11 protein-coding genes and 1 riboswitch are annotated in these 15,770 nt (G+C 61.7%); of the genes, 4 read left to right on the top strand and 7 right to left on the bottom strand.

Translation table 11 applies throughout. The features are described from left to right. Positions 1-196: 196 nt before the first annotated feature. Positions 197-1,063: a LysR family transcriptional regulator gene (locus tag ACYZT6_RS11370; RefSeq protein WP_462026964.1), complete on the bottom strand. Its 867-nt coding sequence runs from the start codon at positions 1,061-1,063 to the stop codon at positions 197-199. A 164-nt stretch (positions 1,064-1,227) separates the two neighbouring features. Between ACYZT6_RS11370 and ACYZT6_RS11365 the strand changes: the two genes are divergently transcribed. Both ACYZT6_RS11365 and ACYZT6_RS11360 read left to right on the top strand, forming a co-directional pair. Next, positions 1,228-2,766: an MFS transporter gene (locus ACYZT6_RS11365; protein ID WP_462026963.1), complete on the top strand. Its 1,539-nt coding sequence runs from the start codon at positions 1,228-1,230 to the stop codon at positions 2,764-2,766. Positions 2,767-2,829: 63 nt separating this feature from the next. Next, entirely contained in the window at positions 2,830-3,087 is a 258-nt protein-coding gene (locus tag ACYZT6_RS11360) for a DUF2790 domain-containing protein (RefSeq protein ID WP_109632065.1), read from the top strand. Here ACYZT6_RS11360 and ACYZT6_RS11355 read toward each other — a convergent pair. Next, positions 3,084-3,488, bottom strand: a complete 405-nt coding sequence (locus ACYZT6_RS11355; RefSeq protein WP_462026962.1) for a MerR family transcriptional regulator — start codon at positions 3,486-3,488, stop codon at positions 3,084-3,086. The two genes, ACYZT6_RS11360 and ACYZT6_RS11355, sit on opposite strands and share 4 nt — an antisense overlap. A gap of 77 nt (positions 3,489-3,565) precedes the next feature. Here ACYZT6_RS11355 and ACYZT6_RS11350 point away from each other — a divergent pair, with 77 nt between their 5' ends. Both ACYZT6_RS11350 and poxB read left to right on the top strand, forming a co-directional pair. Further along, positions 3,566-4,789, top strand: coding sequence for an NADH:flavin oxidoreductase/NADH oxidase family protein (locus tag ACYZT6_RS11350; RefSeq protein WP_462026961.1), 1,224 nt, complete (start codon positions 3,566-3,568; stop codon positions 4,787-4,789). 83 nt (positions 4,790-4,872) lie between these two features. After that, complete coding sequence (gene poxB, locus ACYZT6_RS11345) at positions 4,873-6,597, top strand: ubiquinone-dependent pyruvate dehydrogenase (protein WP_462026960.1); 1,725 nt, start codon at positions 4,873-4,875, stop codon at positions 6,595-6,597. Positions 6,598-6,728: 131 nt separating this feature from the next. Here poxB and ACYZT6_RS11340 read toward each other — a convergent pair whose 3' ends face one another. From ACYZT6_RS11340 to cobW, 5 genes are all read right to left on the bottom strand, one after another. Next, positions 6,729-8,375: a phospholipase D-like domain-containing protein gene (locus ACYZT6_RS11340; RefSeq protein ID WP_462026959.1), complete on the bottom strand. Its 1,647-nt coding sequence runs from the start codon at positions 8,373-8,375 to the stop codon at positions 6,729-6,731. 118 nt (positions 8,376-8,493) lie between these two features. Then, entirely contained in the window at positions 8,494-9,105 is a 612-nt protein-coding gene (locus tag ACYZT6_RS11335) for a vWA domain-containing protein (RefSeq protein ID WP_462029937.1), read from the bottom strand. Between the two features lie 53 nt (positions 9,106-9,158). Beyond that, the gene (locus tag ACYZT6_RS11330) at positions 9,159-10,157 is read right to left on the bottom strand and encodes an ATP-binding protein (RefSeq protein ID WP_462026958.1); all 999 of its coding nucleotides are present in this window, start codon (positions 10,155-10,157) and stop codon (positions 9,159-9,161) included. Between the two features lie 150 nt (positions 10,158-10,307). Continuing rightward, entirely contained in the window at positions 10,308-14,174 is a 3,867-nt protein-coding gene (gene cobN / locus ACYZT6_RS11325) for a cobaltochelatase subunit CobN (protein ID WP_462026957.1), read from the bottom strand. A 3-nt stretch (positions 14,175-14,177) separates the two neighbouring features. Continuing rightward, positions 14,178-15,239: a cobalamin biosynthesis protein CobW gene (gene cobW, locus ACYZT6_RS11320; protein ID WP_131061542.1), complete on the bottom strand. Its 1,062-nt coding sequence runs from the start codon at positions 15,237-15,239 to the stop codon at positions 14,178-14,180. 98 nt (positions 15,240-15,337) lie between these two features. Next, positions 15,338-15,551, bottom strand: a riboswitch (cobalamin riboswitch). Positions 15,552-15,770: the final 219 nt, after the last annotated feature.

Raw genomic sequence — 15,770 nt, 5'->3', positions numbered from 1 at the left:
GTGAAGTGACAAGGGGAATCGGAAGTCGGAAAACCGGATGTTTCGCGTGCATCAAGACCGCGTGGTAGCGCGAGGAGAAAGGATAACCGGGAGGCTCCAAGAGGGTGTTCATGCAAGTCCTGAAAGGAAAAAGGCCTTGGAGCGTACAGGCCAAAGCGGCATTTCCTACAGTTGGAAATCATTACAAAATCTGTAATCAGCGCTTTTTGACCTGCTCAATGTACCTGACCACCGCGGCCGACTTCTCGAACCGCCGATGAATCAACGACAGCCACGACGTCGCCTCGCAACCTTTGACGGTCCGGTAAACCACGCCAGGCAAACCGACATGCCCGACCACCGACTCCGGCACCACCGCCACGCCCTGCCCCAACGAAACCAGCGCAATCACCGCCACCAGGCCGCCCGGCTGCGCACCCAGTTTCGGCGCAAATCCGCCCTCGGCGGCGACTTGCAATGTGCCGCTGATTTGCTCCGGCAGGATGAACGTCTCGTTTTGCAGATGCTCCGGACTGATCTCCGGCAAACGACACAACCAGGACTCGGTGGACAGCGCCAGCACAAAGCCTTCTGCATCCAGGCGAATGGCCTCCAGGCCATCGGGCAGGGTCATGGGTGAGCGGACATAACCAATATCGAATCGCCCCTCGACCACCATGGCCGGCAACGACAACATGGGGCTTTCCCGAACATTGAAGCTGACGTCCGGACACTCGCGACTGAAGGCCTGCACCTGTTTTTGCAACAACCCCGAGTACACCGCCGACGCCACGTAGCCGAGTTCGATATGACCGATATCCCCGCGTCCGGCCCGCTTGGCATTGTGCTGGGCGTACTCGAATTGCCGCACCGTCGCCTCGGCCTCGATCATTAACGCGGCACCGGCCTCGGTCAGGCTGACCTCACGTGTCTGGCGCACGAACAGGCGCGTGCCGAGTTCGTTCTCCATGTCCTGGATCTGTCGAGTCAAGGTTGGCGGTGCTATACCGAGCTGTTCAGCGGCGCGGGTGAAGTTGCCTTGCCGGGCAACAGCCAGAAAGTAGCGGAAATGCCGTATGTCCATGGGCGCATTAGCTCAAAGGTAATGAAATCCCGATACCGGGCTAACGAAGCCCGTAATCGATCGCGATAAGCTCATTACCAATCACAGTAGAGAGCCAATGTCATGTACGTCAAACCTCTTGTCACCGCTGCGGCCAACGCTCTTGCCCAAAAGGCAATCACACAATGAGCCGGGTCAGTCCGCGTCTTACCTTACTGACCGCCTCCGGTGTGTGCTCGCTGATCGTGCTCGACACCAACATCGTCGCCGTCACCCTGCCGACCATCGCGCGGGACCTGGGCGCGAATTTTGCCGACATCGAATGGGTAGTCAGCGCGTACATGCTGGCGTTCGCGGCTTTGTTGCTGCCCGCTGGCAGCATCGCCGATCGCTTTGGCCGGCAGAAAACCATGCTCTGTGGCCTGGGCATTTTCATCCTTGCCTCCATCGGTTGCGGCGCGGCGCCCACTGCGTTGTTCCTCGATATCGCGCGGGCGATCAAGGGTGTCGGCGCGGCATTGTTGCTGACCTCTGCCCTGGCCGCCATTGGCCACACCTTCCACGATGAAGTCGAACGGGCCAAGGCCTGGGCGTTCTGGGGCGCGTGCATGGGCGTGGCAATGACCGCCGCGCCGACGGTCGGCGGGCTGATCACCGAGTCTGTCGGCTGGCGCTGGATCTTCTACCTCAACCTGCCGGTCGGGTTGTTCCTGATGTACATGGTCTGGCGCGCCGTGCCGGAATCGAGGAACACTCAGTCTGCGCGGCTCGATCCCTGGGGCAGCCTGGCGTTCAGTGCGAGCTTGCTGTGCCTGATCTGGGGCTTGATCGAAGCCAACCGGATCGGCTGGAGCAACCCGCTCACCTACGCCAGGCTTATCGGTGGCGCACTGCTGTTGGGGTTGTTTGTGCTGATTGAGCGGATGCAGCAGCGGCCGATGGTCGATCTGCAATTGTTCAAGCATCCGCGTTTCATCGGCGCCCTGCTCGGCATGTTTGCCTATGCCGGTTGCGCCCAGGTGATGATGACGTTGCTGCCGTTCTACCTGCAAAACGGCTTGGACTTCTCAGCCATCGCCTCGGGGCTGGGGATGTTGCCGTTTGCGGCGACCATGTTGATTTGCCCGCGAATTGGCGCGCGACTGGCCCATCGATTTGCCCCTGCAACGCTGATGGCAGCGGGATTGACGCTGGTCGGCAGCGGCAACCTGCTCAGCGCCTGGGCCGTCAGCAGCGGCGGTTACCTGCCGTTCGCATTGGCCATTGCCGTAACGGGCGCCGGGGCCGGTTTGCTCAATGGCGACACGCAGAAAAACATCATGGCCTGCGTACCCCGCGAGCGCACCGGCATGGCCTCGGGCATGAGCACCACCATGCGTTTCAGCGCAATCGTACTGGCCATCGGCGTCTTCGGTGCATTGCTGTCCAGCCATACCGAACTGCTGTTGCGCACCAGCCTGTCGACTAAGGGCGAGCAATGGCTTGGCCAGACCCAGGGCATTGCCTCGCGGGTGGTCGCCGGTGACATGACCGCGGCGATGAACCTGCTACCGGAAACCGCACGCCCACTGGTCGAACCGTTGGCGCGCCAGGCATTCGTCGGCGGCTTCAGTCTGCTGCTTATCGTCGCCGGTTTGCTGGCCTTGCTGGGGGCGCTGGTGGTCGGCACGCTGATGCGCAATCCGATCCCCGCGCAGAAAAGTTTTTCCCTGAGCCTGGAATAAACCCCAACGGGGCTCGTCGTACTGCCACTGAAATCGTTCAGTAGCCATTACGAGAGCCCTATCATGAAACGCATTCTGTCCGCCCTGTTTTTGATCAGTCTGAGCGGTGTTGCAGCGGCCGCTTCCGTCGATAATTCCAGCACGCCGAAAGTCGAGGACTATAAGTATTCGACGCCGCTCCATATTGCCAAAGTGCTCAACATGACCAGCAGCGATGGTTGCGGCCCCCTCCCTCGGGAGATGACCTATATTGATACCGCGGGCACCACCCACGTCTTGCGTTACCAGGCCTTTGGCGAAAACTGTCTCGGTCAGAACTAATGCTTGAGCGACGCCAGTACCCGCTCGGCATTCTCACCACAGGCCATCCCTTCGGGCCGTGCCTGAATGTTTTCGATCAACCCCAGCAACTGCGCCTTGCTCTGCGCTAGGTGCAGTTGCATCGCTTCGATCTGTTCGACTTTGCGTCCTAAACCGGCCACCAGTTCATCGTGCTTGAACTCGCCTGTCACCGTGTCCGGCAACAACAACTTCAGCTCTTCAAGACTGAATCCGGCCTGCTGGGCGCACTGGATGATCTTCAGGGTTTGCAAGACTTGTTGCGGGTAACGCCGATAGCCGTTGGCCAGACGCTCCACCTGCTGGATCAAGCCCTGAGCCTCGTAAAACCGAATGCGCGACGGGTTCAACCCGCTCAATTGCGCCAATTCACCAATCTTCATCACGGCCTCGCTTGGCTGCTTGACATTAAAGTTAACTTTAAGCTTAGCCTCTACGCTTTACTGATGAGGAGTCAAGCATGTCGCCCTTCCAAACGCTGAAGTTGCCCAACGGCCAGACCCTCGCCAATCGCATCGCCAAAGCGGCGATGGAAGAGAACCTCGCGGATACCGGGCAAGCGCCGTCCAGCGCGCTGTTTCAGCTGTATCAGGCTTGGGCCGAGGGCGAAACGGGCCTGTTGCTGACCGGCAACGTGATGATCGATCGCCGCGCCATGACCGGCCCCGCGGGCGTCGTGCTGGAAGACGAACGACATCTTGAGCAGTTCCGTCAGTGGGCGACCATCGGCCGGTCCGGTGGCGCACATTTCTGGATGCAGCTCAATCATCCCGGCCGCCAGACCATGGCCAACCTCGACCAGCAAGCCTGGGCACCGTCGGCCGTGGCGCTGGATCTGGGCTCTTTTTCCAAGATGTTTGCCGTACCCAAGCCGATGTCGGAAAGCGATATTGCCGAGGTCATCCAACGCTTCGCCACCAGCGCGGCCCTGGCGGAAAAAGCCGGTTTCACGGGCGTGCAGATTCATGCGGCGCACGGCTACCTGATCAGCCAGTTCCTCTCGCCCTTGACCAATCGCCGCACTGACCGTTGGGGGGGCTCGCTGGAGAATCGCGCCCGTCTGTTGTTGGCAGTGGTCAGCGCGGTTCGCCAAGCCGTGTCGCCACAGTTTTGCGTGGCGGTAAAACTCAACTCGGCAGACTTCCAGCGCGGCGGCTTCGACGCCGACGACGCCCGGCAAGTGATCCAGTGGCTCAACGACCAACAGCTGGATTTGCTGGAACTCTCCGGTGGCAGCTACGAAGCACCGGCCATGCAAGGCGAAGCACGGGACGGCAGGACTTTGGCGCGGGAGGCGTACTTCCTGGAAATGGCCGGCGAACTGGCCAGCGTTGCGAACATGCCGGTGATGGTGACAGGCGGGATCCGTCGTCTGGCCATCGTCGAACAAGTGCTCGACAGCGGCATCTCCATGGCCGGTATCGGCACGGCGCTGGCCATCGAGCCGCAGCTGGTCAAACGCTGGCGCGAAGGCCAGAACAGTCACCCGCAATTGCCGCCGATCCGCTGGAAACGCAAACCGCTGGCCGCCCTGGCGAGCATGGCCGTGGTGAAGTTCCAGCTGCATCGCCTGAGCCGCGGGCGCAAGACCCGGCCACAGGTTTCGGCGATCTGGGCGTTGATTCTCGATCAACTGTACATCGCCCGGCGTACGCGCCAGTACCGGCAGGCGATGGTCAAGTAATCGAACATTCAGGTGAGTCATGGTTGCCCCAGCGTTGTCCTCTTTTAACCCCGAGGACAATTCATCAATCACTGGAGCACCCCATGGCGAAAATCACCATTGCCCAGCAACTGGCAACCACCCTTGAACAGGCCGGCGTGAAACGCATCTGGGGCCTGACGGGCGACAGCCTCAACGGCCTGACCGAGGCCCTGCGCACCATGGACAGCATCGAGTGGATGCACGTGCGCCACGAGGAAGTCGCCGCGTTCGCCGCTGGCGCCGAAGCGGCGGTCACCGGGGAACTGGCGGTGTGCGCCGGCAGTTGCGGGCCGGGCAATCTGCACTTGATCAACGGGCTGTTCGATTGCCACAAAAACCATGTGCCGGTGTTGGCCATCGCCGCGCAGATTCCGTCCTCGGAAGTGGGCCTGAATTACTTTCAGGAAACCCACCCGCAGGAACTGTTCAAGGAATGCAGCCACTTTGTCGAGCTAGTGAGCAACCCGGCGCAAATGCCCCAGGTGCTGCACCGGGCGATGCGCAGTGCCATCCTCAATCGCGGCGTCGCGGTGGTGGTGATTCCCGGCGACGTGGCGCTGCACGAGGTCGAAGACAACCTCAAACCCTGGCCGGCGCTTGCAAAACCCCGCACCCTGCCCGCGCCTCACGACCTGGATCGGCTGGTCGAATTGCTGAGTCAAAGCAAAGCCGTGACGCTGATGTGTGGCGCCGGCTGCGCGGGCGCCCACGATCAGGTGGTGGCGTTGGCCGACGCCCTCGGTGCGCCGGTGGTGCATGCGTTGCGCGGCAAGGAGCACGTGGAGTGGGACAATCCGTTCGACGTCGGCATGACCGGGCTGATCGGCTTTAGTTCTGGTTACCATGCGATGCTCAACTGCGACACGCTGGTGATGCTCGGGACTGACTTTCCCTATCGCCAGTTCTACCCCACCGACGCCACCATCATCCAGATCGACCACGACCCGCAAGCCCTCGGACGACGCACCACGCTGGATTTGGGCATCGCCGCCGATGTTGGCGAAACCCTCGCCGCGTTGCTGCCGCGCCTGCCTTATTGTGGTGATCGGAGCTTTCTCGAGTCCTCCCTCAAGCACTACCAAAAGGCGCGTCAGGGGCTTGATGACCTGGCTCAACCTTCGGCGCCGGGGCGGCCGATTCATCCGCAATACCTCACCCGCCTGCTCAGTGAACTGGCCGATGACGATGCGATCTTCACCGCCGATGTGGGCACGCCAACGGTCTGGGCTGCGCGTTATCTGAAAATGAATGGCAAGCGCCGTCTGCTTGGCTCGTTCAATCACGGCTCCATGGCGAACGCGATGCCCCAGGCCATTGGCGCGCAAGCGGCGTTTCCTGGGCGGCAGGTGATTTCGCTGTCCGGCGATGGCGGTTTCAGCATGTTGATGGGGGATTTCATCTCGCTGGCGCAACTGAAGCTGCCGGTAAAAATCATCGTCTACGACAATGCCTCGCTCGGGTTCGTGGCCATGGAAATGAAATCCAGCGGGCTGCTGGATACCGGCACAGACCTGCACAATCCGGACTTCGCGGCGATGGCCAATGCCATGGGGATTCTGGGGATTCGTATCGAGGAATCCGAGGCGCTGGAACCGGCCCTGCGCCGGGCGCTGGCGCATGACGGGCCCGTGCTGGTGGACGTGGTGACGGCGACTCAGGAACTGGCGATGCCACCGACGATCAAGCTGGAACAGGCCAAAGGGTTCAGTTTGTACATGCTTAAAGCGGTGATGAGTGGGCGTGGGGATGAGGTGATTGAGTTGGCGCGCACGAATTTGTTTCGCTGACCCGCTGAAACTGTGTCGCCCCCATCGCTAGCAGGCTAGCTCCCACAGGGATCTTCGTCATAAGGAGATCCAATGTGGGAGCGAGCCTGCTCCGGGCGGCGTTCCGACGATGGGGCCAGTAAGGCCAACGATTACTGCCCGGAAAACCGCAACCTCGACAACTGACGCAAATTCCCCTCGACATAATAATCATCAGTCCAGCTGTCACCCGCCGCCAACGGCTGGACCTGCTTGAGCGCCAGTTTTTTCGCGTAATAGCGAAACCGGTAATGCTCATAGAACCGCAGCAATTCCAGCCCATAACGATCCGCCAAATCGGTATCGCCGCGAATGATCAGGTAGTTCTCGTCATTGCTGCGACTGGCCGCCGCACTGAGGTTATGACTGCCGCTGATGATCGTCGGCGTATCGGTGGTGAAATCGGTCACGATAGCTTTGGTGTGCACCAGCAGGTTGCCCTTCTGACCTTCCTTGCTTTCCAGGAGCCAACCTTCCAGGCCGGTATTGAGCAGCGCAACCGTGGTGAATTCAGCGGTGCGGTCGGCGTGGAATCCGGTGATTTTGCTTGCGGAGTTTTGCAGGCCGTAGCGCAGGATGTCGTCGTGGGGCTGGCCGAGCAAGGCGTTGAGGATGGCGTCGGGCAAGGTGAACGCGGTGACGAACAGCAGGTCTTTTTTTGCCCCGTTGATGATGTCGGCGAACTCATGCAAGTCACCCTCACCCGAGCGCGGTGAAAATCCGGCGAACAACGTTTGGGTCCGGTCCATCGGGTTGTGTTGCGTGAGCCATCGCCGCGTGGCGCCGACATCTGCCGGTGTGTTCCAGACCTGTTCGAACGTTTGCAGGTAACTCGCGCCAAGCAGACGATCGTCCAGCACATGCACCACGTTGGCCTGGCGGTAAATGCCGTTGGGGGTGAAGTTGGTGCTGCCGCAGAGCACGGCCTCAGGCTGGCGCAGACCCGCGCCGTCGAGCCGGCTCAGAACCATGAACTTGTTGTGGAAAATGCTGTGGGTGACGCGTCCGCGCTTGTTCGCCGCCGGGATCTTTTCCAGACTCGCCTCGTTCATGGCGGTGGTGTCTTCGTCCGGTTGCGCGTGATAGAGGACGCGAACCTCCACGCCGCGCTCGTACGCCGCGTTCACCGCCTCGACAATCACCGGTAACTGGTATTCGTAGATGGCGATATCCAGGGCCCACTGGCCATCGACGGCACGCTCGATAAAACCCAGCAAACGCCCGAGCAAACCATTCTCCAGCCATTGGCGCGGGGCATCGGGCCAGGCTTCGATGGGCAATCTGTCTTTGCCGCTGAGGAGTGCGTCGAGTTCGGGAAACTTGCGCTGGAACGCCTGGCTGGCAGCCACGGCGCGGTTGAAATTGACACTTTGGTTGCCGGGGTGGCCATCGTCGGAAGTGACCGTCACCTCCAGGAACTCACCCAGTTGCGGCGTATCGGCGCTGCCGTAGGCCAGATAGACCCGGTATTGAATCGTCAGCCCCGGATTGACCGCGTAATCGGCCCAGCGGAATTTCTGTAACGGCGCGATATTGCTCGGGGTGGCGTGGAATTGCGGAAAGGTATGGGACTTGCCCGGGAACGTCAGGCTATTGAACAAAAACAGCCAGGGTTTGTTGCCCTGCTGCTTTTCGATGGCAAAACCCAGCAGGCCTTTTCGACGGGGTTCGGCCAGATCCATGGCCAACAGCACGCCGTTGGTGCCGGCATAGGCTTTGACGCGGAAATCGTTCTGAGGGTTAACGGCAAGTACGCGCATGATTCATTCCTTTGATCGAATGGCCCTCAGAGCATAGGGCAGCGATCTCGAATTGCATGATTATCCGGAATCGAGGTGAAGCCTGCTCGCGATGGGGCCGTTGCAAACAACACAGATCTCAGCCTGAAATCAGCTCATCAATATGCCGATAATCTGCTTGCAGCTCTGCCGCCATCTGTCTGGCCCGACCTAGCCGAATCGGCCCGCGTTCGATATCAATCAATAACCCTGGGCAATCCAGCACCGGTAACCCCGGCCATTCCTTCAATCGCCCATCGGTCAGCAGCAACAACCTTTGCTGTTCCGCGGGAAAGCGTTTTTGCCGTGCCGCCAGCCAGCGCCCCGCTTCGCCCAACGCCGCCAACAACGGCGTGCCGCCGCCCGCGCCCAGGTTATCGAGCCAGCCACACAACCCTGCTGTCGCTTTCAAGCCTTGCACCTGCCACTTCGGCGCATGGCCACTCGCAGTCAATAACGCCAGACGCGCGCGCTGTCGATACGCGTCGTCGAACACTTGCGCGAGCAAACCCTTGGCATCGCTCAACGCCTGATGACGACGGGTCGAGGCTGACGCGTCGACGATCACTAGCCACAGTTCATGAGGGGATCGGGTACGCAGATGGAACAGCACATCTTTGTGCTGACGAGGGCGACCATTGAGCAAGGTGCCGGGCCAGTTGATCGAGCCGCTGCGCGCGGCGTGACGCTTGCCCTGTTTACCGTTATCCAGCCGTCCTGCGCGGGGTCTGGCATTCGCCCCCGCGTCAGATCGAGGGCGAATGCCTAGGGCTTTTTTGGCCAGCTCGGCACTTCACGCCTGGCACCGACAGGCAACGCCTGGGCGGGCATTTCGCCCCACTGGCCCTGGCCTTCGCTCAGGCTGGAAGGTTGAGCCGAAGGCGACTGGTTGTGTTGTGGCGCCGATGGCGATTGCTCGCGACGACGATGACGCAGGGCGAACTCGGCCACGGCGTCGATATCTTCCTCGGCGATGGTGCTCGCCCCTCGCCATGCGGCGTGAGCACGGGCCGCGCGCAACCAGACCAGATCGGCGCGCAGACCATCGACACCGGCGGCGAAACAACGCTCGGTAATCTGTGCCAGAGCTTCATCATCCAGGGGAATACTCGCCAACAGGCTGCGCGCCTTCTGGCAGCGTTCACGGAGCGACTGCTGCTGACCTTCCCATTCGGCGCAAAACCGCTGGGGGTCACTGTCGAAATCCAGACGCCGGCGGATGATCTGGCCACGTTCGGCCGGTGCGGTATGGCCACTGAGGGCGACGTTCAGGCCAAAACGGTCGAGCAGTTGCGGCCGTAGTTCGCCTTCTTCCGGGTTCATGGTGCCGATCAATACGAACTTCGCCGAATGCCGGTGGGAAATGCCGTCGCGCTCGATCAGGTTGGTGCCGCTGGCGGCCACGTCGAGCAACAGATCGACGAGGTGATCGGGCAGCAGATTGACTTCATCGACGTAAAGCACACCGCCGTCGGCCTTGGCCAATACACCGGGGGAAAATTGTGCGCGGCCTTCGCTCAGGGCGGCGTCGAGATCGAGGGTTCCGACCAGTCGTTCTTCGGTGGCGCCGAGGGGCAAGGTGACGAATTGACCGCTGGCCAGCAAGTCCGCCAGACCTCGGGCGAGGGTCGATTTGGCCATGCCGCGCGGGCCTTCAATCAGCACGCCGCCGATTTTCGGGTCGATGGCGGTCAGGTAGAGGGCGAGCTTCAGATCGTCGGCGCCGACCACGGCGGAGAGCGGGAAATGCGGGGTGTCGGTCATTTTTATATCTCGGTCATGGTCGGTAGCAGGCACACCTTGTACCTGTAGGAGCGAGGCTTGCCCGCGAAGGCGTCTATCCAGTCGATATCAATATTGAATGTGAAGGCCTCTTCGCGGGCAAGCCTCGCTCCTACAGGGTTTTGCGGCGCATTAGCTGTCTTCTTCTATATCCAGCAAGAGATTTTCCAGTGCCTCGCGATACGCGCCCGGTTCCTGCCACATCCCCCGCTGCTGCGCCTCGAGCATCCGCTCGGTCATGTCGCGCAGCGCATGGGGATTATGCTCACGGACAAAATCCCGGGTTGCCGGATCGAGCAAATACGCATCCGCCAGCAACGCATATTGATGATCGTCGATCAGTTGCGTCGTGGCGTCGAACGCGAACAGATTATCCACCGTCGCCGCCAGTTCGAACGCGCCTTTATAGCCGTGACGCTTCACCCCGTCGATCCACTTCGGATTGGCCGCCCGGGAGCGGATCACCCGGTTCAGCTCTTCCTTCAAGGTGCGGATCTTTGGCAAGTCCGGCTGACTGTGATCGCCATGGTAACTGGCCGCCGCTTCGCCGCTGAGGCTTTCCACCGCGGCGAGCATGCCGCCCTGGAACTGGTAATAGTCGTTGGAATCGAGCAAGTCATGCTCGCGATTGTCCTGGTTTTGCAGCACGGCCTGAACCTGGCTCAGGCGCTGGGCGAATTGTTCGCGGGCGGCGGTGCCTTCATCGGACCCGCCGTAAGCGTAGCCGCCCCAGTTCAGGTAAACCTCGGCCAGGTCCTCGCGACTTTGCCACAGACGACCGTCGATGGCGCCCTGCACGCCGGCGCCATAAGCACCGGGTTTGGCACCGAAAATCCGCCAACCGGCCTGACACCCGGCCGCGTCTTCATCGAGACCCGATTGCATCAATGCTTCACGTTCGGCACGCACCTTGGCGGCCAACGGGTTTAAGTCGTCCGGTTCGTCGAGCGCGGCGACCGCTTGCACGGCGGCGTCGAACAGGCGGATCAGGTTGGCAAACGCATCACGGAAGAATCCGGAAACCCGCAAGGTCACGTCCACACGCGGACGGTCGAGCAAGCTCAGCGGCAGAATTTCAAAGTCGTCGACCCGTTGACTGCCGGTAGCCCAGACCGGGCGCACACCCATCAGCGCCATGGCCTGGGCGATGTCGTCACCGCCGGTACGCATGGTCGCGGTGCCCCAGACGGAAAGCCCGAGCTGGCGCAGGTGATCGCCATGGTCCTGCAAGTACCGTTCGAGAATCAGGTTCGCCGACTGGAAACCGATCCGCCACGCCGTGGTGGTCGGCAGGTTGCGCACGTCCACCGAGTAGAAATTGCGCCCGGTCGGCAGCACGTCCAGACGACCGCGACTCGGTGCACCGCTGGGGCCGGACGGGACAAAACGGCCGCTCAAGGCGTCGAGCAGGCCGCGCATTTCTGCGGGGCCGCAGGCGTCCAGACGCGGGGCGACGACTTCAAGCAGGCTCTCAAGGATGGCGCTAACTTCAGTCCACATAGAACCCTGTGGGAGCGGGCTTGCCCGCGAAAGCGTAGTGTCAGGCGACAATGAGTTGTCAGATACACCGCCTTCGCGGGCAAGCCCGCTCCCACAGGGATTGTGGTTGGCTTGAGATGGGTTCAGTGTCAGCGAGATCATCTGGGCGGCGAAAAGCTCCAGCCGTTCGCGGGTATCGCCAGCCGTGCGCCACACTTCATCAGTAACGCTCAACAGCTCAACGGGCCGAGGCCCGGTCCACGGCTCGGCCAACGCACAATCCAGCGGATCAAACCCCAACTCAAACGCCTTCGCCAACGCCCGCAACAAACTCGACTGCGCCCCACGACCATCGCCACGGGGAATGCGCAACAGCGCCAACAACGTATCGATACGCAAGCGCCCGGTCGGCGACTCGCCAAAGATGTGCAGGCCATCGCGAATCTGCGACTCTTTCAAGTCGCACAGGTACGTGTCCAGCCGTGGCAACCAGATCGCCGCATCGGCATCGCTGTTGAGCTTTTCGTCCAGTTGCAGCTCACGGTCGATGTGCGTCTCGCGCACCAGTTGCAGAATGTCGCGCTGCAACTCCCGGGCGCGGCGCGGATCGAGCAATTGTGCTTCGTAATACTCGTCGGCCAGCAACTCAAGGTTGCGCAGCGGGCCGTAGGTTTCGGCGCGGGTCAGCGGCGGCATCAGGTGATCGATGATCACCGCCTGGGTGCGGCGCTTGGCCTGGGCGCCCTCGCCCGGGTCGTTGACGATAAATGGATAGATATTCGGCAGCGGCCCGAGCAGCGCGTCCGGCCAGCAGTTTTCCGACAGCCCGACACCTTTGCCCGGCAACCATTCGAGGTTGCCGTGCTTGCCGACGTGGATCACGCCGTGAGCGCCATAGGTATTGCGCAGCCAGAAGTAGAACGCCAGATAACCGTGGGGCGGCACCAGATCCGGGTCGTGATACACCGCGCTCGGATCAACCTGATAACCCCGCGCCGGTTGAATGCCGACAAAGGTCAGGCCAAAACGCAGCCCGGCGATCATCATGCGTCCGTCACGGCACATCGGATCGCTGTCGGGCGTGCCCCAGCGCTCCAGCACGGCTTGCTGATTGGCCTCGGGCAATGTGTTGAACATCGCCCGATAGTCGTCCATCGCCAGGCTTTGCTGGCAGGGACGCTGGTCGATGGTGTCGAGGTCGTTGCTGACGCCGCCGAGCAATTGCTGGATCAACGCAGTGCCGCTCTCCGGCAATTCGGCGGGCAGCGGATAACCTTCGGTGTGCAGCGCACGCAGGATGTTCAGCGCGGCGGCCGGGGTGTCGAGGCCAACGCCATTGCCGATCCGTCCGTCGCGGGTCGGGTAGTTGGCGAGGATCAGCGCGATGCGTTTTTCGCGATTTGGCACCCGGGCCAGATCGATCCAGCGCCGCGCCAGTTCGGCGACGAAATCCATGCGTTCCGGTTGCGCCCGATAGCACACCACGTCCGACTGACTGCGCTCGCTGCGCCACGCCAGGTCCTTGAAGCTGATCGGCCGGCTGATGATCCGGCCGTCCAGTTCCGGCAAGGCGATGTGCATCGCCAGATCACGCGGGCCGAGGCCCTGTTCACTGGCACGCCAGCCCGGCTCGTTGTCCTGGGCGCAGATCGCCTGGATTACTGGGATGTTGCGGCGAAACGGTCGTAGATGCGGCGCTTCGGGGCTGGATTGGGCAAAGCCGGTAGTGTTGAGAATCACCCCCGCCTCGACTTCATCCAGCAGGTCCTCGACCACCGTCAGGCAGCCGGGCTCTTTCAAACTGGCCAGCGCAATCGGCAACGGATTCAAGCCCGCTGCCTGCAAACGCTGGCAGAAAACATCGATGAATGCGGTGTTCGCCGCCTGCAAGTGCGAGCGGTAAAACAGCACGGCCGCCACCGGTTGACCGGCCTGCCAGTCGGCTTGCCAATCGTGAAGATCTGCGGGGCTTTTGTGCGGGTGGTAAATCGCCGTGCGCGGCAGGGTTTGCGGCTCGGCCCACACGTAATCGCGATCCAGCCAGCGATTGGCCAGGCAACGGAAAAAATCCAGGGCATTGGCCATGCCACCCTGACGCAAAAACTGCCAGAGGCGGTCGCGGTCGCCGGCAGACACGGTGCTGAGGTCGCTGAGTTCCGGGTCCGGGCGATCATCGCCGGGCACCAGAATCAGCTGCACGCCGCGTTGGGACAGTTCCACCAGACGCTCGACACCGTAACGCCAATAGGCAATGCCGCCGTGCAGCGAAATCAGAATTACCTTGGCGTGGCGCAGCACTTCGTCGACATACAGGTCGACCGACGCATGATTCTGCACCTGCATCGGGTTGGCCAGCCGCACGCTGGGGTAATCATCCGGCAACTGCTGCGCCGCTTCGGCGAGCAGCGCCAGGCTTGAGTCGCCGCTGCACAGGATCACCAGCTCGGCGGGGGTTTGTCCAAGGTCGGCAATGTTGTCATCCGACACGAAACCGCCGGGCTGGGTCCTGAGCAGGTGCATGGCTTAAGCGCTGAGCGCGGCGCGCAATTGCGCTTCGATTAGAATTCCGTCCAGTTCCTGGCCGATCAATACCAGGCGCGTGGCGCGCGCTTCGTCGGCGCCCCACTGACGGTCGAAATGCTTGTCGAAACGCGTGCCCACGCCCTGGATCAGCAGGCGCATCGGTTTGTTCGGGATCGCCGCGAAACCTTTGACCCGCAGGATGCCGTGCTGAACCACCAATTGGGTCAGCGCGTCCAGCAGCAGGCTTTCGTCAGCTTGCGGCAGCTCGATGGAGATCGAATCGAAAGCGTCGTGATCGTGATCGTCCTCACCTTCGTGGTGGTGATCGTGATGGCTGTGACGGCTGTCGATGTGTTCTTCGGAACCGGCACCGAGGCCGATCAGCACGTCCAGTGGCACACGACCGCTGCTGGCTTCGATGACTTTTACTGCCGGCGGCAGCTCTTCAGCGACTTCCAGGCGTACGCGGGCCAGGTCTTCAGGGCTGATCAGATCGGCCTTGTTGAGGATCACTAGGTCGGCGCTGGCCAGTTGGTCGGCGAACAGCTCGTGCAACGGCGATTCGTGGTCCAGGTTCGGGTCGAGTTTGCGCTGGGCATCGACCTGGTCCGGGAACGCGGCGAAGGTGCCAGCGGCGACCGCTGGGCTGTCGACCACGGTGATGACCGCGTCAACGGTGCAGGCGCTGCGGATTTCCGGCCACTGGAAGGCTTGAACCAGTGGTTTTGGCAGCGCCAGGCCGGAGGTTTCGATGAGGATGTGGTCGAGGTCGCCGCGACGGGCGACAAGTTCGCGCATCACCGGGAAGAATTCTTCCTGGACGGTGCAGCACAGGCAGCCGTTGGCCAGTTCATAGACGCGGCCGTTGGCTTCTTCTTCAGTGCAACCGATGGAGCACTGTTTGAGGATTTCGCCGTCGATGCCCAGCTCGCCAAACTCGTTGACGATCACCGCGATGCGGCGGCCCTGAGCGTTGTCGAGCATGTGCCGCAGCAGGGTGGTTTTGCCCGAGCCGAGGAAGCCGGTAACGATGGTGACGGGGAGTTTGGCCAGTGTTTTCATCGGATGCCCTTTGGCTAGGTGGCGGGCATACGGGACGACAATCGCAGCGACGGACGCGCGCGGAAGAGTTCGCCACCGGATCACCCCGCCCGGTTGTAGTGAGAATCTGTGTCGAGGCAGGTCTCCTGGCTGACGGTGTGCCGGGCAGTTGGCCTGGCATTCGCTGCGCCTTCCCGCGAACCCGTTGGACAGGGCTTGCAGTGGCGTGGCAGCGAACATCACCGTTCACAGTTGCGGGGGCAGCCGCGGCATCGACCGCGTTCCCTTCTTAGCTTCGGCAAATGCCGAAGAACCTCGAAAGCGCAAGGCTACGCATCGCGTCGGGGCGGGTCAATGTCCGTGAGGCACTCGTGATTCCCTGTGGCGAGGGGGCTTGCCCCCGTTCGGCGGCGAAGCCGTCGCAAAACCTGCTTGCGGGCTATGCCTGAAAGAATGCAGGGGGTCGCTTCGCAACCCAACGGGGGCAAGCCCCCTCGCCACAGATAAATCCCCTCGCCACAGGTTCTCGACTCAATTCCAAGATGAGAACCC

This window comes from Pseudomonas sp. RT6P73, from assembly GCF_054897715.1.
This window is presented reverse-complemented; position numbering and strand designations above follow the sequence as displayed.